This is a genomic window from Desulfobacca acetoxidans DSM 11109, from assembly GCF_000195295.1.
GTDB classification, from domain to species: domain Bacteria; phylum Desulfobacterota; class Desulfobaccia; order Desulfobaccales; family Desulfobaccaceae; genus Desulfobacca; species Desulfobacca acetoxidans.
In genome coordinates this window covers 73,299-94,209 of the sequence record NC_015388.1, presented here as the reverse complement: position 1 = coordinate 94,209, position 20,911 = coordinate 73,299, and the positions used below count along the sequence as shown (strand labels likewise).

Sequence of the window (20,911 nt, the reverse complement as noted above, 5' to 3'; positions counted from 1 at the left end):
AAGCGGCTTTTGGCGATACATCCACTAAAACAAGGATTGAAACTCAAGGTGTCGTCGGCGGCGTTGAATACCCCAACAGCCTTTTGGCGATACATCCACTAAAACAAGGATTGAAACATAAGTGGGAGGGGAATGACAAATGTAATAAAAAAAACTTTTGGCGATACATCCACTAAAACAAGGATTGAAACAGTATTTCCATCGTTTGTCAAACCATTCCTGGTTTTCTTTTGGCGATACATCCACTAAAACAAGGATTGAAACTCCGACTATCACCTTCTTTGAGGCGGATAATGACGCCTTTTGGCGATACATCCACTAAAACAAGGATTGAAACAATTACGGAGATAATCCTCCCGCCGGAGATATTCCACTTTTGGCGATACATCCACTAAAACAAGGATTGAAACAATTGTGTCAGCTTGCCCAGGTAGAGGTAGTCGCCACTTTTGGCGATACATCCACTAAAACAAGGATTGAAACCTCAAAGAAACTGCGGCGGCTTTCGCAGGCGATGACTTTTGGCGATACATCCACTAAAACAAGGATTGAAACAACGCCTGGAGGAAATCTTCGCCTGGGACCGACCGGCTTTTGGCGATACATCCACTAAAACAAGGATTGAAACTCAAGGTGTCGTCGGCGGCGTTGAATACCCCAACAGCTTTTGGCGATACATCCACTAAAACAAGGATTGAAACTCCGACTATCACCTTCTTTGAGGCGGATAATGACGCCTTTTGGCGATACATCCACTAAAACAAGGATTGAAACTATCAAACTTCAGGCCGCTTGTTTTTAAGCCGCAGGCTTTTGGCGATACATCCACTAAAACAAGGATTGAAACTTCGGTCGAGGACGCCATCTCCGCCAAGCGTAAACTTTTGGCGATACATCCACTAAAACAAGGATTGAAACATACCAAATCTCCGTCAGGGGCCATTGCGGCTGCCAACTTTTGGCGATACATCCACTAAAACAAGGATTGAAACTCCTTCAGCCTTATCTCTCTGGGGAATACGAAAAGACTTTTGGCGATACATCCACTAAAACAAGGATTGAAACTGTTGGCGACGAACCCATAGAAGAGACCTGGAAGGGCTTTTGGCGATACATCCACTAAAACAAGGATTGAAACATCAATGGCTGCCGGAGGTTGAGCATATACCTTCGGCTTTTGGCGATACATCCACTAAAACAAGGATTGAAACAAGATTATCCAAGCGTCGCCGGAAAAAACTTTCGTCTTTTGGCGATACATCCACTAAAACAAGGATTGAAACTCTACGGCTATTAATAAGAAAACTTCCCCTAAATCCCTTTTGGCGATACATCCACTAAAACAAGGATTGAAACCTTATAGGGATGACGAACCGGGCTGCGGCGTCTATCTTTTGGCGATACATCCACTAAAACAAGGATTGAAACTGAAGGCGGGCCCGGAGACCGCCAGGGCCGCCCAGCTTTTGGCGATACATCCACTAAAACAAGGATTGAAACTTGCTTACCGACTTGGGGGATAACTCTGGCGGAAGCTTTTGGCGATACATCCACTAAAACAAGGATTGAAACTTTGACTATGGGGGCCGCACAACATCTGCAGTTGATCTTTTGGCGATACATCCACTAAAACAAGGATTGAAACGTTAATAAGTTCCCATGGATAGGGCAGAAACCCTGGCTTTTGGCGATACATCCACTAAAACAAGGATTGAAACAACAAATTATAAAAGGAGGCTCACAAGCCTAAAAACTTTTGGCGATACATCCACTAAAACAAGGATTGAAACCCGAGTTCCACGAAGTGGTGCGAAACTTCCAGACGCCTTTTGGCGATACATCCACTAAAACAAGGATTGAAACTACGGATTACACGAACCTTGAGATTCAAATGGTCCATCTTTTGGCGATACATCCACTAAAACAAGGATTGAAACACAAAGTTATACAGTTCTAAGCTTTTCACGTTCTTCCCTTTTGGCGATACATCCACTAAAACAAGGATTGAAACTCCCAGGGGGGGGAGAAAGGCCCATACCAGCCCGCCTTTTGGCGATACATCCACTAAAACAAGGATTGAAACCTCTTTATACTCCAATATCGGCAACCGGCCTTTCCCTTTTGGCGATACATCCACTAAAACAAGGATTGAAACGCCCCGAGCTAAAAATCAACAGGAGAAAAATTATGAACTTTTGGCGATACATCCACTAAAACAAGGATTGAAACATCTTCATGAATCCGTATTAGGAATCTTAGATCAACTTTTGGCGATACATCCACTAAAACAAGGATTGAAACTTCCCTGAGTTGATTCTAATGCTCCTTCCGATACAGCTTTTGGCGATACATCCACTAAAACAAGGATTGAAACCTTTTTCCCAGGCTATACCCAATGCCTGAGCCAGCCTTTTGGCGATACATCCACTAAAACAAGGATTGAAACTTTGGATGACCCCAACCGCATCATCCAATTTCACTCGCTTTTGGCGATACATCCACTAAAACAAGGATTGAAACTTATTGCTGAAATATATCCTGATGCTTCAGCCACACTCTTTTGGCGATACATCCACTAAAACAAGGATTGAAACCTTGACATCCTCTCCGCCCTAAAGGACGGAGATTCCTCTTTTGGCGATACATCCACTAAAACAAGGATTGAAACCCGTAAATTGGCCAGGGCGCTGCCAACTCCAATACCCTTTTGGCGATACATCCACTAAAACAAGGATTGAAACATCTGCCGGGCTAGAGCCGGGGACACTGCTGTCAAGCTTTTGGCGATACATCCACTAAAACAAGGATTGAAACTGACGGTAGCATGGGGCACCGTCTCCCTGATTTCCCCTTTTGGCGATACATCCACTAAAACAAGGATTGAAACTGATAGCCAGGGTTGGCATCCACGACTGGACCCAGCTTTTGGCGATACATCCACTAAAACAAGGATTGAAACATCTGCCGGGCTAGAGCCGGGGACACTGCTGTCAAGCTTTTGGCGATACATCCACTAAAACAAGGATTGAAACACCGCTTCACCCGGTTTAGGGCGAAGAATTTCCCCACTTTTGGCGATACATCCACTAAAACAAGGATTGAAACTTATGCTGGAGGAGAACAGTTCCCCCTGCCTGGGGAACTTTTGGCGATACATCCACTAAAACAAGGATTGAAACTCTTCCAGAGCCGCAAGCCAGTGCAATTAACCCGCACTTTTGGCGATACATCCACTAAAACAAGGATTGAAACCATATGCTCCTCGTTGGCTGATCTCAACTGGGAATTCTTTTGGCGATACATCCACTAAAACAAGGATTGAAACCAAGCAAGCCATTACCCATGCCATGACGCTTCTGGCTTTTGGCGATACATCCACTAAAACAAGGATTGAAACGCCGCGATAGAAGTGAGAAGGAGCATGGACCAGACTCTTTTGGCGATACATCCACTAAAACAAGGATTGAAACTAGATGTCCCTGTCTCCGGAAAAACTGTATCCAAGCTTTTGGCGATACATCCACTAAAACAAGGATTGAAACATAAAGAGGTCAAGGCCATCGAGGGCCGATCCTTGACTTTTGGCGATACATCCACTAAAACAAGGATTGAAACTTCTTCGTGTCCGGCGGACTAGTCTGCCAATGGAACTTTTGGCGATACATCCACTAAAACAAGGATTGAAACTGAATTCCTCATCAAATTTCTGACATGAATAGCAATCTTTTGGCGATACATCCAATAAAACAAGGATTGAAACTAATTTGGCAGTTGAGGAGGATGAGTCCTATTTGGCCTTTTGGCGATACATCCACTAAAACAAGGATTGAAACTTGGATAGGTTCCCTTCTTGCTAACCACGATCCCAGCCTTTTGGCGATACATCCACTAAAACAAGGATTGAAACTCCGTGATGCGCAATATGCACATCATGCGATAGTGGCTTTTGGCGATACATCCACTAAAACAAGGATTGAAACATTTTTCATTTCCATGGCCCTTGCCTGCTTGCGGCCTTTTGGCGATACATCCACTAAAACAAGGATTGAAACACGCGATTCTTGACGTTCCATGGCCGTAATCCATAGCTTTTGGCGATACATCCACTAAAACAAGGATTGAAACATTTATCAGGCTCGTCCATATGAATGGAAATTGCCTTTTGGCGATACATCCACTAAAACAAGGATTGAAACATGCAAGAATGGCCAAGCATCGCAAGAGCCAGAAAACTTTTGGCGATACATCCACTAAAACAAGGATTGAAACGAATCACGCCCAGTGGCCTGGAGTGGGGCATTCATGCTTTTGGCGATACATCCACTAAAACAAGGATTGAAACTCAATACGGGGTCGTTCCCTGGCCCGGAATCTAGGGCTTTTGGCGATACATCCACTAAAACAAGGATTGAAACAAATACTGAGGGACAATCTAATTGAAATAGGAATCGACTTTTGGCGATACATCCACTAAAACAAGGATTGAAACTCGAGTGAAGCATATACCCCCTCGCCCCAAACCTTTCTTTTGGCGATACATCCACTAAAACAAGGATTGAAACTATGTAACATATCCCCGGCCTGTCTGAAAGCTTCCTTCTTTTGGCGATACATCCACTAAAACAAGGATTGAAACTTTCATCTACCGGATCAGTGGCAGGGGAACTCAGGACTTTTGGCGATACATCCACTAAAACAAGGATTGAAACAGAGCTATGCCAGTGCCCCTGGCGCAGAGGCCGTGGTCTTTTGGCGATACATCCACTAAAACAAGGATTGAAACTCGAGTTGCGTTCCCTCACTGACTATGTTGGTAGAAGGACTTTTGGCGATACATCCACTAAAACAAGGATTGAAACTTATTGTGACTCCAGTAATCCCGAGGTTATAAGCCACTTTTGGCGATACATCCACTAAAACAAGGATTGAAACTTGATGGGCAAGGCAAGGGAAAAGATCGGAAGCGGGCTTTTGGCGATACATCCACTAAAACAAGGATTGAAACCAAGCAAGCCATTACCCATGCCATGACGCTTCTGGCTTTTGGCGATACATCCACTAAAACAAGGATTGAAACATCCCACCGACCGGGCGGTATTCAACCATGGCCTGCTTTTGGCGATACATCCACTAAAACAAGGATTGAAACTTTATATGGGATTTGATCCGGCTGTAATGGCCGCCACTTTTGGCGATACATCCACTAAAACAAGGATTGAAACTTTATATGGGATTTGATCCGGCTGTAATGGCCGCCACTTTTGGCGATACATCCACTAAAACAAGGATTGAAACTACGCGCTATAAACTCCGCCGACCGCAGCCAACATGCTTTTGGCGATACATCCACTAAAACAAGGATTGAAACATAGAGAGGTCAAGGCCATCGAGGGCCGATCCTTGCTTTTGGCGATACATCCACTAAAACAAGGATTGAAACACGATTAGGCCTTCGACCATGCCCTTAAGGCTGGAGACTTTTGGCGATACATCCACTAAAACAAGGATTGAAACATTACTATAAAGTTAGGTATTGATAACTCTCACGACTTTTGGCGATACATCCACTAAAACAAGGATTGAAACCCTCCTTCAGGTCCGCAGGGACCTATTCCAAATTCTTTTGGCGATACATCCACTAAAACAAGGATTGAAACGCCCTTGGACTCCCGATATCCCAGCAGATTAGCCCTCTTTTGGCGATACATCCACTAAAACAAGGATTGAAACCCATATTGACCGTTCAAACTCCTCCTTGACAAATTGACTTTTGGCGATACATCCACTAAAACAAGGATTGAAACTTCAAAATAGAAAAATCCCCCGTCTCATGAATTAAGACTTTTGGCGATACATCCACTAAAACAAGGATTGAAACACATAATTGGTTCTATAATTACAACCTGGGACTGGACTTTTGGCGATACATCCACTAAAACAAGGATTGAAACATATAATCGACCAGCGACACCCCTTCCGGCTGCACGCCTTTTGGCGATACATCCACTAAAACAAGGATTGAAACTAAATTTACCTTCAAACAACTGCCATTCGCATGCTGACTTTTGGCGATACATCCACTAAAACAAGGATTGAAACTATGTCAGGCCGAGGCCGTGCCCGGCGTCCACCCGCCTTTTAGCGATACATCCACTAAAACAAGGATTGAAACACCTGGGACCTGATCATGCCGTGCGAGCACGAGCAGGCTTTTAGCGATACATCCACTAAAACAAGGATTGAAACTTTATCGACTTGTGATAGCACGAGCCTGATAGAGTTCTTTTAGCGATACATCCACTAAAACAAGGATTGAAACAATTTGTTGTATGATCGATAACGTGAATCGGTTAGACTTTTAGCGATACATCCACTAAAACAAGGATTGAAACTCTTATTCCTCCACATCACCCAAGAACTTGGCTCTTCTTTTAGCGATACATCCACTAAAACAAGGATTGAAACTGGCCAAAGCAACACCAGGCTGGACCCAGCAGGGGCTTTTAGCGATACATCCACTAAAACAAGGATTGAAACAATGAAAATCCATAAAATTGAAGATTGTCAACAAAAATTGACCCCTTTGGTCATCGAAAATTGACCCCCCTGGTTAGCGGAAAAGTTGCTGTTAACGAGGGCCAGCCTTGGCCGGGGTAGACTTATTGGTGCCATGAGGGGCGGATTCGGCCTGCCCCGCAAACGCTTGGTGCCGGCCGGCCGAATCCGCTTTGGCCGGCCGGCGGCTGGCTTCTCCCAGCCGAACTTTTTCCGGTTCATGCGGCCTCTGGTAAAAGCTTCTGTTTCATGCGAAAACTATTCCCGTTAATCACAAAAATATGGGAGTGGTGCACCAGAGGGTCAATGATGGCAGCAGCGATTACCTGGTCGGTAAAAATCGGTCCCCAATCTTCGAAGCCGTAATTACTGGTCAAAATCATGGCCCCCTTCTCATAGCGAATCGATACTAATTGAAAAAGGAGATTGGCCTGTTCCGGGGTGATGGGCAGATAGCCTAGTTCGTCCAGAATCACCAGGTCCAGTCGGGAGAGGTTCAACAGCACCTGGCCCAGCCGGCCGGTTTTGTGAGCCACACTGAGATCAGTCAACAGATCTTGGGTACGGATAAATAAGACCCGATACTTGGCCATGCAGGCTTTAACGCCAAAGGCAATGGCCAGATGGGTCTTGCCGACGCCTGGAGGCCCCAGGAAAAGCAGGTTTTCTTTTTTCTCCAGAAAGTCCAGGGAAGCAAGCCGGATGATCTCTTTTTCGTTGAGCTGCGGCTGAAAGGAGAAATCAAACTCTTCCAGGGTTTTCAAGGAGGGGAAACGAGCCTTGTGAATCTTGGCATTGATAGAGCGGTCCAGTTTGCTCATGGCCTCCATTTCCACTAGCCGGGCCAAGTAGTTTTCGTAAGAAAGTTTTTCCTGGGCGGCCTTGTGGGCTTCCTCCTGGTAGTGGGCCAAGATTTTGGTTAATGACAGGCTCTTGAGCTGCAGGTCCAGTCGGGGGATCATCGGGCGCCTCCTCCGTAACTGGCTCTATAGAGTGAAAGCGGTCTTTTGGCCACGGCTGGCAAACAGGCTGTCCGGCACGAAGTCGGGAGCACCGGCTGCTGCAGTTTTTCCGGCAGCAGGCCCTGGACCGATCTGACCGACGGCGTACCCAACTCCAGGGCCGTCTGCAAGGCAGCGGCGACGGCCTGGTGGTCATAGACAGAGAGCAGGTCCAGGATTTTATTCAAATGGTAGGAGGCGTTGAGGGTATATGACTGTTCCGCCAAGCGGATAAAGTCTGGCGCCAAAGCTGGAAAAGTCTCCTGAAAAACCACCTTGACCTGCAAGCGCCGCTGTTCTTTCCGGTCCAGAAATTCCTTGGCCAGATCGGCGTGTTCAGGATGCGGCAAGGTTACCTGATGTTCACGAAGCAGTTCATACCGAGCCAGGGGTTTCAAGTCAGCATCCAGGATATCCAGCCAGCGCCCCAGCACCCGTTCGATCCAGACTTTTTTCCCGGCCATGGCCAAAGACACCGGGTAGCGGTTGCTGTCCGCGTGTACGTAGCCATCCCAGGAGACTTTCCGGGATTCTTTTTGAAATGACAGGGGAATATCGGACTGTAAGGGCTTGAGGTTTTCTTGTGGCCAGAGTTGTACTGGCGCCAGTCCGGTGGTGCTATGGGTCCGGGCATTATACTGTTCCATAAACCGGGCCAAGCGCTCTCCCAGGTGGTCGAGATGCTCCACTTCCAAACCCCGCAGGAAATGCTCCTGGAGATAAAAGAATGGATTTTCCACCTTGCCCTTGGTCCGGGCCCGATATGGTTGGCAGGGGTCCGGCTTAAGGCCATAGGTCCCCAAGAAAGCCAGGAAATCATCCTGATAGCGGATGACGCCCTGACGGTCGTGCGACAGGACCAACTGCTTGGGATTGTCGATGACGATTTCTGCCGGCACTCCCTGGAAAAAGACCAGGGCCTGAGTTAACACCCGAATAATGCTGGGAGTACTGATATCCAAAGAAAAGGTCACAAACTTATAGCGACTGTATGACAGGATCGCCTGGTGGAAGTAAATCTTCAGTGGCCGGCCGGCTACCGGCACCTGCCATTCTTTCCAGTCGTATTGCATCTGTTGACCCGGGGAAGTCTCGAAATGGATCGTGGTTCTGTCTCGGACATCATCTTGAAACTGCCGGAGATAGCGATACACGCTGGTCAAGGACCCGGTATAGCCCAACTCGGATAGTTCCTGAAAGATGCGGGTACCGATAAATTGTTTGCCAATCATCTCTTTAATCTGAGGGGCAAAGGGGTCTAACATCTTCTCCGATGCCGCTCTCTGATACGCTGGTGGCGCTTGGCGGTTCCAGTGGCGCTTCACCGTGTTCTTGGAAATCCCCAATTGCCGGGCTATGGCTTTTTTCCCATGCCCCTGACGCTTTAAAACTTGAATGGCCTGCCATTCTTCCATAGAAATCACCCTCCTCACCTCCGACGCCATAAGCTGGCATCGGTTTATCTCTGAGGGGGTCAATTTTCAACGGCGATTGGGGGTCAGTTTTCAGTGTAGATCTTCACTGGAGATGATCGACATTAATGAGGAAGAACAAATCGGTAAGGAAGAAGAGAGCTCCCCGGTTGTAATTCCAAAGATTGACGATATCAAGATAATTCAGCGAAAAATTAAAACACTTATAAGTAGAATGCTTAAAAATTTTGAAATTAGTGAGGATAATGCACCAATATATAGACCGGTAGAAAAACTCTTAGCAATTCTTGCTGTAATGCGGGAAGTCAGGGCACAGGATTATAGCCCGCTTTATTCATGATATTTTGAAAAAGATAGCTAACTCATTTTAATGCCATAGATTAACAGGCTTACCTGAAATACAGACTGTTTTTTTTGCACAGGCTGGAAAGCCTGTGCCACCGGGTATATGGGATTTTGATGAATTATCCGGGATAGATTTCCTCAATTAGCTAGAGGCCAGAGCTTGGTGCCTTTGGAATGTAGAAAGCAACTTTTGGATGGATCAATGACAGCATTATTTGGCCGCAAACAGAGGCTCTTTGTGTCATTTACTGAAGCCGTGGGTAATGATCCGGAAGAGGATGTTTCCCGCCTTCTCGGTCTGTTGTGGTGGTTGGCCTATGATAGTGGATTAGATGTGCGCGAATTACGAAATTTCCCTGCGAATAATCCTGAAGAAAGGCGGGAACGGTTATTGAACCTATCTCTGCTATTTGAAATTGCAATTGCCTCTGGTAAAGATAACGAAGTATTTATTGAAGCCGAAAGTAGTATTTGGAGAACTACTTCGGAGCCAATGAGGGCTTTTGTGTCCAACTGGATTGGTTATCATAGGGAATGGTCGAAAGCAGTTTTCGAACTTTATGACTCTAGAAATTCTTGGAAGCCTAATACAACAGCTAAGATCGGCGGTATTGGGATAGCCACAAAAGAAAAATTTCCGAAATTACGTGTTATTCTTGATCATGACGAAAAATTAATTCATTTTGTAGAGTTGGGGGAAGCAAATAAAAAAGTATCATTCCTACCTAATTTTGTAAACGTTGCAGATATGCCAATAATTATAGATAGTCGATCCACGATGATATAATTTTCTGGTTTACTGTCTTTTATGAGCCCCCCCCAAAACTTGATCTACAAGTTATGTTAACGGAGCGGATCTGTGGAAGGCAGGAGATGAACAGGAAGTAGGTTTTTCGCAGATCGGATATCGCGAAAAGTAGGTGCGGCATTAACGGTTATGTTTTCGCACCAGAAAAATAAAAAAGATAACTTAGATAAATATTACATATGAATGATTTAATTTTTCCCTACATTTCCAATATACCACCTAAATACTTTCAAAAAATACACGGAAACGGTAATTTAAGCTTGACTATTATGCCGCATAGGGGTATCATCCTTCCCAGATAAAGAGGAATTATCCCTCTCAGGGATTGTCCTGCACCCAAATTCTTGGGAAAAAGATTTCTGGGAAAAGGATGGACCAAATATGGATATCGTTATTCCCACTCTTCCAAAGTTACTAAGACTCATCTTCTACAGTCATTATATGGTCAAAGGGTTTAACCCTTTGAAATTACATAAGCCGATGGCGAATTTTGAAAATATGCGGTGCCAATATAATATTTTTATAGTCCATTATTATCTTGACATATAAGGCTATTAATGGCATTATGGCGGTGACTTTGAGGAGGATCGCCGCATGTTTGTCAGGATAAAAGGCAAAGAGCCCAACCGTTATCTGCAGATCGTTGAAAATCATCGCGAGGGTAAACGTACCGTGCAGCGCGTCCTGGCCACCTTGGGGCGGGTCGATCAACTGACCGCCCATGGTGAAGTAGATATTCTGCTGAAATCCTTGAGTCGGTTTGCCACTCAGGTCCAAGTGATTGAGGGCTATCGTCAAGGCAGCCTGGAAGCCGGGACCATGCAGCTGATCGGTCCAGACTTGGTGTTCGGTCGGTTGTGGCGCCAACTGGGTTTGGACCAGATATTGAGCCGTCGGCTGCAAGATCGGCATTTCGAATTCTCGGTAGAGCGGGCGATTTATCTGACTGTTTTGCATCGGCTCTTCGAGTCTGGCTCCGATCGAGCCGCGGATAAGTGGGGGCGTGATGTGCAGGTCCCTGGCTCTGACAACCTGGGATTACATCACCTCTATCGGGCTATGCGGTGGTTGGGCAATCACAAGGACGATGTGGAGGAATCCCTCTTTCATCACCGCCGGGACCTGTTCACCGAACTGTCTTTGGCCTTTTTTGATACCACCAGTATCTACTTTGAGGGTCATGGTGGTGAGAGCCTGGGCAAATTCGGCTTTTCCAAGGACCATCGACCGGATCGTCGGCAGATGATCGTCGGCGCCGTCCTGACCGGAGAAGGTCAACCGGTCTGTTGCGAATTGTGGCCCGGTAACCTCTCGGACGCCAAGGCCTTGTTGCCCGTGGTGGATCGCCTGCGGCGTCGATTCGACCTCCAGCAGGTCTGTTGGGTAGCAGATCGGGGCATGATCAGCCAGACGACCATGCAGGAACTGCAAGACCGCGGGCTCCAGTACATCTTGGGCGGCCGCTTGCGGCGTCAGCGGGAGATTAGAGAGCAGGTCCTGGGACGTCCTGGTCGCTATCAGCAGGTAGCTGATAATCTTAAGGTAAAAGAGGTCTGGGTAGAGTCCCGGCGCTACATCATCTGTCTGAATCCTCTGGAAGCGGCTAAAGATGCGGCCGATCGTCAGGCCATCCTCAAGACCCTAGCAGAAAGGCTCAAACAGGGGGCCAAAGGTATCATCGGCAACCGGGGTTATCGTCGGTTTCTGAAAATCGAGAAGGGCGCTGTCCACCTCGATCCTGCCAGAATCGAGGCAGAAGCTCGTTTTGACGGCAAATACGTGCTCTGCACGAATACTACCCTGCCAGCTGCAGAAGTTGCCCGGCAATATAAACGGCTGTATCTGGTAGAGAGGTTTTTCCGAGCCACCAAATCCCTGTTGGACACGCGGCCGGTCTTTCACCAGTGGGATGCGACGATTCGGGGGCATGTCTTCTGTTCGTTTCTGGCCTTGGTGTTACTCGACGAACTGCAGCGCCGACTCCGGTCACGTGGCTGGGAACTCTCCTGGTCCGACATCCGCCAGGATCTTCTGGCCCTGGCAGAAGTCGAGGTACGACAGGAGGACCAGTTGTACTTCTTGCGTACTGCCCTTCAAGGGTGTGCCGGCAAGGTCCTTCAGGCTGTGGGCGTCAAAATACCTGCGCCAGTTCGTCCCAAAGAAAATAGTGTGGTGCCAAAGGACACTCGCGCCCATATAACCAATTGAATTAACTATATTTCACAAAGTTGACTGTAGAACTTGAGTCTAAAAAACTTTTCCCTGGTGGATAAGCAAATGGGCCTGGCAGTGTTTATTGATGGCAAGATAGCCGGTGTCGAATTTTTAGGGCAACATGACAAATTCCAGCTCCTCTATCACAAATTGGTATCAAGTTATGTCATGGATGCCCTGGAGAATAATGTTGAGGCCTCCAAAGAACAAACTACTCGTTCCTTTAATGCGTTAATTGAATTTCTGGCAAATGCGGCTAAATCCCCTATGGACAGGAGAAAGTCTGTGTCTGTGGGATGGGATATTCGCCTTGAATCAGAGAATGTCGTTGGGGCAGGGTTGGAGTTCGAAAACCAGATTTTGCAGTTAAGCCTTTTTCAGAAAGATATTGGTCAAAAGACTGGTAATAATGAGAGGCCTATGCGCCGGGCTTCCGGGAGACGCCATAACCTGGTGAGATAATGAGTCAGGGGTAAAAAAGATTATGTGGAGTCAAAGCCGAACCGATTCTTCTGGTTATATGGGTCTGACGACATTTTTGCTGCTGGCAATTATCTTTGGGATATTTCCTACTGCCGTAGCCGAAGACGTAGATATTTATGACGACAATTACCGGCTCCAGTATCGAATCCGGGGCGACAAAGTCTATGACCGTGATTACCGTCAGCAATATCGGATTGACGGCAACAAAATTTATGACCGGGATTATAAACTGCGGTATCGGGTTGATGATGGGAAAGTTTATGACCGTGATTACAGATTAAAATACCGGACTGATGGCAATAAAGTGTATGATGGGAATTATCGATTGAGGTATCGGTTGGAGAAGAAGCAGTGAACTGCCCCAGGTTAGCGATTACAGGTTAGCCGTTGAGACAAGGTGAAAGAGAAACTATCTATCGGGATCGCTAATCACATATGCCGAAAAGATAGCTGGCCTACCATGATAAAGAGCATGTAAAAAGGCTTGGCCCGGTTAAAACTAGAATACTCAAGGGGGATCTAACCGAAAAATTTAATCTCCTTGACAAAATGACCGGTTCTCGGGTGAAATGAAATTGGCGGGAACTGGCACTGTTATTGTTTATCACCTCCTGGCTTTCTGTCGATACACTGACTATACCCCAATCCGGATTTTCTCTTGGACAACAGCACTCTTTCTTTATCGCAACTTGAATCACACCTCTGGGAAGCCGCCAATATTTTGCGCGGGCCGGTGGACGCCGCCGACTTCAAGACGTACGTGTTTCCTTTGCTGTTCTTTAAGCGCCTTAGCGACGTGTACGATGAAGAGTATCAGGAGGCCTTGAAAGAGGCTGGTGGCGATGAGGAATACGCCCGCTTCCCCCAGAACTACCGCTTTCAGATCCCAGAAGACTGCCACTGGCGGGATGTGCGGGCCGTTGCCACCAATGTTGGCCAGGCCCTCCAGACAGCCATGCGCTGCATCGAAACTGCCAACCCGGAGACGCTCTACGGTATTTTTGGAGACGCCCAGTGGACCAACAAAGACCGCCTCTCTGACGCCTTGCTGCGTGACCTTATCGAGCACTTCTCCAAGATACCTTTGGGCAATGCTGTCGCCCAGGCTGATATTCTCGGTCAATCGTATGAATATCTCATCAAGAAGTTCGCCGATCTGACCAATAAAAAGGCGGGTGAGTTCTACACACCGCGCGCGGTCGTGCGACTCATGGTAAACATCCTGGACCCTCAGGAGGGCGAATCCATTTATGATCCCGCTTGCGGCACCGGAGGGATGCTCCTGGAGGCCATTCATCACGTTCGCGAGCACCATGGTGACGTCCGCACCCTCTGGGGCCGGTTGTTCGGCCAGGAAAAGAACCTGACCACCTCGGCCATTGCCCGCATGAACCTTATCCTCCACGGCGCCGCCGATTTCAAAATCATACGGGCCGACACCTTGCGTCAGCCAGCCTTTTTTTCCGGCGACAACCTCGCCACCTATGACTGCGTTATAGCCAATCCGCCCTTTTCGCTTGAAAAATGGGGAGAGGAAGTTTGGACCAGCGACCCTTTCGGAAGAAATTTTGCTGGTATGCCCCCGGCCAAGAGCGGTGATTTCGCCTGGGTGCAACACATGATAAAATCCATGGCCCCAAAGACCGGGCGCATGGCGGTGGTGCTGCCTCATGGGGTGCTGTTTCGCATGGGCGCTGAGGGCAAGATACGCCAGAAGCTTTTGAATATGGACCTGCTGGAAGCCGTCATCGGCCTCGGACCCAACCTCTTCTATGGTACCGGGCTTGCTGCCTGCATCCTCATTTTTCGCCTGAGGAAGCCGCCGGAACACCGCAATAAAGTGCTTATCATTGATGCTTCCCAAGAGTTTAAGAAGGGGCGTGCCCAGAATGAATTGCTCCCGGACCATGTGGCGCACATCTATACATGGTATCGGGATTACGCCGATGTTGAGGGGATTGCCAGGGTGGTTACCCTGGAGGAGATCGCCACCAACGACTATATCCTCAACATCCCTCGCTACGTGGAACCAAGAGTTGAACAGGAAGTCCTTTCCATCGAAGAGACCCTGCAGCGGCTGCGACAAAGCGCCGAAGCGGCATTCGCGGCCGAAGAGAAGCTCATCGGCCTCTTGAAAAGGGAAGGCCTGCTCATCTGAGTGGGCAAAATTACTGAACATTGCACCCTGTGCCGATCAGGGCACAGAGAAAAGAATTAAGGCCGGAAATACTCAGACATAAAGGTTATACTAACCATGAAAGACGCCCAAAAACCTGACCATGTCAGCCTCAACACGCTCATCTTAAGGCTGAAAGAGGGACGATTTGTCATTCCAGACTTCCAACGGGAGTTCGAATGGAAGCCGTGGGACATTCGGGACCTGATGCGGTCCATCTTTCTTGACTACTATATTGGTAGTCTGCTCCTTTGGAGAGGTAAGAAGGAAAACTTCGACGCCCTTTCTTGTGAAGCGATCTATGGCTTTAATGGAGATGGACGACCAGAATCCATCGTCCTTGATGGCCAGCAACGCCTTACGGCAATATATTATGCTTTCCTCGCTCCCGCTATCAACCTTCCCAGCCGGTCAAATCAAGCCATCTATACCATAAACATTGAAAAATTCATGGCCGAGATATACGACGAAGCTTTTGGCTATGATTGGCTCACGCAACGGTGGAAGAAAATTCTCGGCAACCCCGAGGAACAATTTGAGAATCATATTTTCCCATTATCTGTTGTCGGTTCAGGTGGTTGGGACCTGCCGAACTGGGTCCAGGGCTACGAGCAATTTTGGCGGAAAAAGGCCGCAGATGCTGAATCATCGGGAGACTCCGCCAAGTTCGATATTGCTAATCAAAACGTCGAAAATGCCAGGATGTTTGGCAATCACCTCAAGGGCATTACTGAACAATACCAAATATCTTATATTGAGTTAGATCAAGACCTTGAGATAGACAAGGTCTGCGATATTTTCACGCAGATCAATAGCCGGGGCGTTCGCCTGGACATTTTTGACCTCGTTAACGCCTTGCTGAAACCCAAGGGTCTTAAGCTCAAACAAATGTGGCGCGACGCCGCCCCCCGTTTGGAGTTCGTTGATACCGAAAGAATGAACGTCTATATCCTCCAGGTCATGTCGATCCTGCGCCAAGGTTATTGTTCGCCTAAATACCTCTACTTCCTCTTGCCGGGCCAGGAAAAACAGGTGCGCAACCCAGACGGCAGTCGCTACAAAGAGGTCTTGATTGCTGACATCGCCGAATTTGAAAAGGCTTGGAACAAGGCAGTGTCAGCCCTGGAATCAGCCATTAAGGTATTGCAACATCCCCAGGAGTTTGGCGCCATCAAATCGGACTACCTGCCCTACGTGTCAATCCTCCCGGCCTTCGCCGCCTTGCAAGCTCACGTTAACGTGCTACCGGCGGCGCGCCAGCTTGACGCGCAGCGCAAGATTCGACATTGGTATTGGGCCTCTGTTTTCAATAACCGCTATTCCGGCGCAGTGGAATCCACCACTGCCCGCGATTTCATCGACCTCAAAGCCTGGATCGATGAGGATGCTTTAGAGCCATCTTTTGTCTTTGAGTTTGCCAATACATTTCGCAACCTGGACCTGCGCAAGGAAACCAAGCGCGGCACTTCAGTTTATAATGGCATATTCAATCTCTTAGTCCTCCAGGGGGCGCGAGATTGGATGAAAGGGACTGTCCCTTTGCATAATAATCTCGATGACCATCACATTGTTCCAGCATCCTGGGGTGCAGAACACGTGAAGGGGGGTCTTATTCACACAATCCTCAACCGGACGCCGATGACGGCCGAAACCAACCGGCTTGTCATCCGTGGACGTCTGCCCAACGCCTATCTGCCAGAATTGATCAGAGAAAGTGGTGAGGCGACGGTTCGGGCCATTTTGGAATCGCATTTTATTTCTCCGGCAGCATTTGACATTCTCCTGCGCGAACCGTTCACCCCTGAAGATTTCGAGGCCTTCATTACCGATCGCCAGCGGACGATAATTGATGCCATTGAAAACCTGCTCATCAAAGAACGTTTAGACCTGACGCCACAGCTTAGAGAACTTGACGCCGCCATTGAGCAGGTGGAACTGCCGTTGCGGCAAGTCATAGAAGGGGCAAGCACTGGCGACTTATCATCAATTCCGCCTCACGTGCTCCAAAAAGTTGATGTCCGTCTCTCCCGCGCCCTCAAGAAGAATGCCGCCCTCAATGGCGAACATTACCAGACCCTGGCCGGGAAGCTGGAGTATTTCGGCTTGCGCGAGCTGCAAGACACCATTACCAGCAAAGCCCTCTGGCCAAACTTCGAAACTATCTTTGCCAACAAAGAGACCCTCATTAAGAAATTCGATCAACTGGCGGAACTGCGCAACGGTATTCGCCACAGTCGCAGCGTAGACGAGATCACTCGGAAAGAAGGTGAAGCGGCGATCCTCTGGTTCAACCAGGTTTTGAAAAAATGAGCCGTATCACCCAACAGCAGCTTGAATCCTATCTCTGGGGGGCGGCGACGCTCCTGCGGGGGACCATCGATGCCGGGGATTACAAGCAGTTCATCTTCCCGCTGCTCTTTTACAAGCGCCTCTGTGACGTTTTTGACGAGGAAACCCAGGTGGCGCTGACAGAATCCGGCGGTGATACCGAATTTGCCGCCTACCCGGAGAACCACCGTTTTCAAATTCCCCCTGAGGCCCACTGGCAAGAAATGCGGCAGGTAGCCAAAGACGTCGGTCGGACCCTGCACAATGCCCTGAGAAGCATCGAGACCGCCAACCCTGACAAGCTCTACGGCATCTTCGGGGACGCCCAGTGGACCAATAAGGACCGTCTTCCTGACGCCATGTTGCGGGACCTCATTGAACACTTCGCCACCCTGAACCTCTCCCTGGCCAACCTGCCGGAAGACGAGCTGGGGCAGGGCTACGAATACCTCATCAAGAAGTTTGCCGACGACTCCGGCCACACGGCCGCGGAGTTCTACACCAACCGCACCCTGGTCCACCTCATGACCGAGATGCTGGCGCCCCAGCCGGGGGAATCGGTCTACGACCCCACCTGCGGTTCCGGAGGGATGCTGCTCTCTTGTATCGCCCACCTGAGGCGGCAAGGGCAGGAGTGGCGCAACGTCCGCCTCTACGGGCAGGAACGCAACCTGATGACCTCCGCCATCGCCCGGATGAACTGCTTTCTCCATGGCGTCGAGGATTTTCATATTGTCCGGGGCGACACCCTGGCCCACCCTCGGTTCGTGGAGGGCGACCGCCTGCAGCGCTTTGACGTGGTCCTGGCCAATCCGCCCTATTCCATCAAGCAGTGGAACCGAAAAGCCTTTGCCGCCGATCCCTGGGGCCGCAACCTCTTCGGCACCCCGCCCCAGGGCCGGGCCGATTACGCCTTCTGGCAGCACATCCTTTGTAGTCTGTCACCTCAGACTGGCCGTTGTGCCATCCTTTTCCCCCATGGTGTCCTCTTCCGGCAGGAAGAAGCAGAGATGCGCCGGAAGATCATCGAGGCCGACCTCATTGAGTGCGTCCTGGGTCTGGGGCCGAACCTCTTCTACAACTCCCCCATGGAGGCCTGCGTCGTCGTCTGCCGCATGGCCAAGCCCAGGGAGCGCCGGGGCAAAATTCTCCTTATCAACGCAGTGAACGAAGTCACTCGCGAGCGCGCCCAGAGCTTTCTCACCGACACGCACATCCAGCACATCTTACATGCCTACCAGACGTTCCAGGACGAACCTGGCTTCACCGGGGTGGCTTCACTGGAGGAAATCCGGGCCAGGGACGGCAACCTGAGTATTCTACTGTATGTTTCCTCGCCGGAAGCCAACAACCAAATCCAGGTTTCGGCAAATGGTTCCTTACAGGAATCGCTTGCTGCCTGGCTATCTTCGGCCCGAGAGGCTCGAAGTTCTTTGGCAGGAGTTTTAGGAGCGAACCCGATTATAGAAAGTGAAGGGTTGGCAGCCAAACCGGCCAGTTCTTTGCCAACCTGGCTAAAGCGGGAGGAATGGCAGCGCCTGCCTTTTGGGGCTTTTGCGGAAAGCATTAACGAACGGGTGGAACCGAGTGACGCAGGTGACGAAATTTATGTCGGGCTGGAGCACCTCGACCCGCAAGACCTGCACATCCGCCGCTGGGGCAAGGGGAGCGACGTCATTGGCACCAAGCTCAGGTTTCGCAAGGGAGACCTTATTTTTGGCCGCAGGCGCGCGTACCAGCGCAAACTTGCTATAGCTCAGTTTGACGGCATCTGCTCAGCGCACGCCATGGTTGTGCGGGCTAAGCCCGAAGTCGTGCTGCCCGAGTTCCTGCCCTTCCTGATGGTGAGCGACCGCTTTATGAATAGGGCGGTGGAGATTTCCGTGGGCTCGCTTTCGCCTACAATTAACTGGAAAACCCTGAAACTTGAAAAGTTCCCCTTGCCGTCGATCGACCAGCAGCGGCGGATTGCGGAAATTCTTTGGGAGGCCGACAAGGTTTTCGGTAAGTATTTTTCAGTAACTAAAGCTTTAGCGAAAATTGAGAATGCACTGGTTGATATTATGGTCAGATCTGCAGCGGCCAATTTCGAGTCAAAACCCTTAAGGGAGCTTATCATAGGTAAGCCCCAATATGGGGCTAACGCACCGGCAGCTAATTATCGCGATGGAATGCCACGCTACGTCAGAATTACGGATATTGAAACCAAGGGGCGCTTGACCAAACAAGACATTGTGGCCGTTTTATTGGATGAGTCAAGCCAAAAGAAATATGAACTCGCCGACGGAGATCTTCTCATAGCACGGACCGGTAATACGGTAGGTAAAAGTTACTTGTATTCTGAGTCAGACGGGCGGTGTGTATATGCTGGCTACTTAGTGCGGTTTCGTCCAAATCGCGAAATAGTTCTTCCTGAATATCTATTTCGAGTGACTCAATCCTCATATTATCGTAATTGGCTGGAGAATAACATACGAGTTGGGGCGCAGCCAAATGTCAACGGGACCGAATACGGGTCGTTATTAATTCCCTTGCCTCCGCTTTCATTTCAGAGTGAGAGACTCTCAGATATTAAGGAACTCTCTTCCGGCGATCAGGGTTACGAAGAGCTTATATCAGCAATTCGATTTCTGGCAACCTCATTCCTTAACGATATTTTTTGCGAATAGGTCTATCTATGTTTAACGAATCCTCCACCGTCGAACAGATGATCCTGGATGCTGTTAAGGGTCCGTCCAGTCTTACAGAGGAATTACCGCCGGGTTGGGGAAAATCTTTGGGTGGGGCCTTGCGGCCGTTGCAATGGACCTATCTACCCGCCACTAACCTCCCCCGTCAGAGCAGTGACGTCATGGTAGAGTCCTGGGTGAAAGAGGCCCTCATCAGGCTCAACCCCGAAATCGCCGCCCAGCCCGACCGGGCCAACGAGGTCATCTATAACCTGCGGGCCTGTATTCTCTCCGTGCAGGCCGACGGTCTGGTGCGGGCCAACGAGAATTTTATGGCCTGGCTCCGAGGCGAGAAGACCATGCCCTTTGGCGAGCATGGCGAGCATGTTGCCATCCGCCTGGTGGACCTGGACCAGCCGGGCAACAACCGGTTCACCGTCACCAACCAATGGGTCTACCAGGCCGGGCCGGTGGAAAAGCGCTTCGACTTGGTATTCCTGGCGAATGGCCTGCCCCTGGTTATCGGCGAGGCCAAGACCCCCACCCGCGCCGCGGTCACCTGGTTCGACGGCGCCTTCCAGATCAACCAGATTTACGAAAAAGAAGTCCCAGCCATGTTCGTGCCCAACGTCTTTTCCTTTGCCACCCTTACCGAGGTGCCCATCACCCAGGCCCTTATCAGGATGGGTATGGCTCCAGGTCCTTCCCTGGCCTTGCTGCTGGCCGGCCCGGCCCTGTCGCTGCCCAATATGATCGTCATCGGCCGGGTCATGGGCTGGAAGAAAACAGCAGTTTTTTGTTCTATAATTGTTATCATCTCTACACTCGCCGGCCTGTTTTACGGCAACGTGGTGGGCTAAGGCGTTGGAGGCGGGGCGCTGGTCGGAACCGGAGACCGC

The 20,911-nt window shown here is 49.3% G+C and carries 11 protein-coding genes and 1 CRISPR repeat array; of the genes, 9 read left to right on the top strand and 2 right to left on the bottom strand.

Going from position 1 to position 20,911, the window contains the following annotated elements; translation table 11 throughout:
- Positions 1–6: 6 nt before the first annotated feature.
- A CRISPR array of direct repeats spans positions 7–6,537; the repeat unit is 37 nt; unit sequence CTTTTGGCGATACATCCACTAAAACAAGGATTGAAAC.
- Between the two features lie 236 nt (positions 6,538–6,773).
- Entirely contained in the window at positions 6,774–7,517 is a 744-nt protein-coding gene (gene istB / locus DESAC_RS00425; RefSeq protein WP_013705096.1) for an IS21-like element helper ATPase IstB, read from the bottom strand.
- Positions 7,514–8,971: an IS21 family transposase gene (gene istA / locus DESAC_RS00420; protein WP_013705059.1), complete on the bottom strand. Its 1,458-nt coding sequence runs from the start codon at positions 8,969–8,971 to the stop codon at positions 7,514–7,516. Before istA ends, istB begins: the two co-directional genes overlap by 4 nt.
- A 112-nt stretch (positions 8,972–9,083) precedes the next feature.
- On the opposite strand from istA, the gene DESAC_RS00415 reads away from it, so the two are divergent.
- The 9 genes from DESAC_RS00415 to DESAC_RS00375 all read left to right on the top strand — a co-directional run bounded on the left by DESAC_RS00415 (position 9,084) and on the right by DESAC_RS00375 (position 20,872).
- Positions 9,084–9,329 (top strand): hypothetical protein, encoded by a 246-nt coding sequence (locus tag DESAC_RS00415; protein WP_041283706.1) that lies wholly within the window; start codon positions 9,084–9,086, stop codon positions 9,327–9,329.
- A 165-nt stretch (positions 9,330–9,494) separates the two neighbouring features.
- The gene (locus DESAC_RS00410) at positions 9,495–10,121 is read left to right on the top strand and encodes a hypothetical protein (RefSeq protein ID WP_148231151.1); all 627 of its coding nucleotides are present in this window, start codon (positions 9,495–9,497) and stop codon (positions 10,119–10,121) included.
- A 615-nt stretch (positions 10,122–10,736) separates the two neighbouring features.
- Entirely contained in the window at positions 10,737–12,350 is a 1,614-nt protein-coding gene (locus DESAC_RS00405; RefSeq protein WP_013705093.1) for an IS1634 family transposase, read from the top strand.
- Positions 12,351–12,383: 33 nt separating this feature from the next.
- Positions 12,384–12,818, top strand: coding sequence for an ARPP-1 family domain-containing protein (locus DESAC_RS00400; protein WP_308726336.1), 435 nt, complete (start codon positions 12,384–12,386; stop codon positions 12,816–12,818).
- Between the two features lie 22 nt (positions 12,819–12,840).
- On the top strand, positions 12,841–13,194 hold the full coding sequence (locus DESAC_RS00395; protein ID WP_041283703.1) for a hypothetical protein: 354 nt from the start codon (positions 12,841–12,843) through the stop codon (positions 13,192–13,194).
- 303 nt (positions 13,195–13,497) lie between these two features.
- Entirely contained in the window at positions 13,498–14,997 is a 1,500-nt protein-coding gene (locus tag DESAC_RS00390) for a type I restriction-modification system subunit M (RefSeq protein WP_013705091.1), read from the top strand.
- 96 nt (positions 14,998–15,093) lie between these two features.
- Positions 15,094–17,325 (top strand): GmrSD restriction endonuclease domain-containing protein, encoded by a 2,232-nt coding sequence (locus DESAC_RS00385; RefSeq protein ID WP_013705090.1) that lies wholly within the window; start codon positions 15,094–15,096, stop codon positions 17,323–17,325.
- Positions 17,322–20,012 carry an N-6 DNA methylase gene (locus DESAC_RS16420; protein WP_013705089.1) on the top strand — a complete coding sequence of 897 codons (2,691 nt, stop codon included), beginning with the start codon at positions 17,322–17,324 and terminating at the stop codon, positions 20,010–20,012. The genes DESAC_RS00385 and DESAC_RS16420 overlap by 4 nt, the downstream gene beginning before the upstream one ends.
- Positions 20,013–20,020: 8 nt before the next feature.
- The gene (locus tag DESAC_RS00375) at positions 20,021–20,872 is read left to right on the top strand and encodes a type I restriction endonuclease (RefSeq protein ID WP_013705088.1); all 852 of its coding nucleotides are present in this window, start codon (positions 20,021–20,023) and stop codon (positions 20,870–20,872) included.
- Positions 20,873–20,911 lie beyond the last annotated feature (39 nt).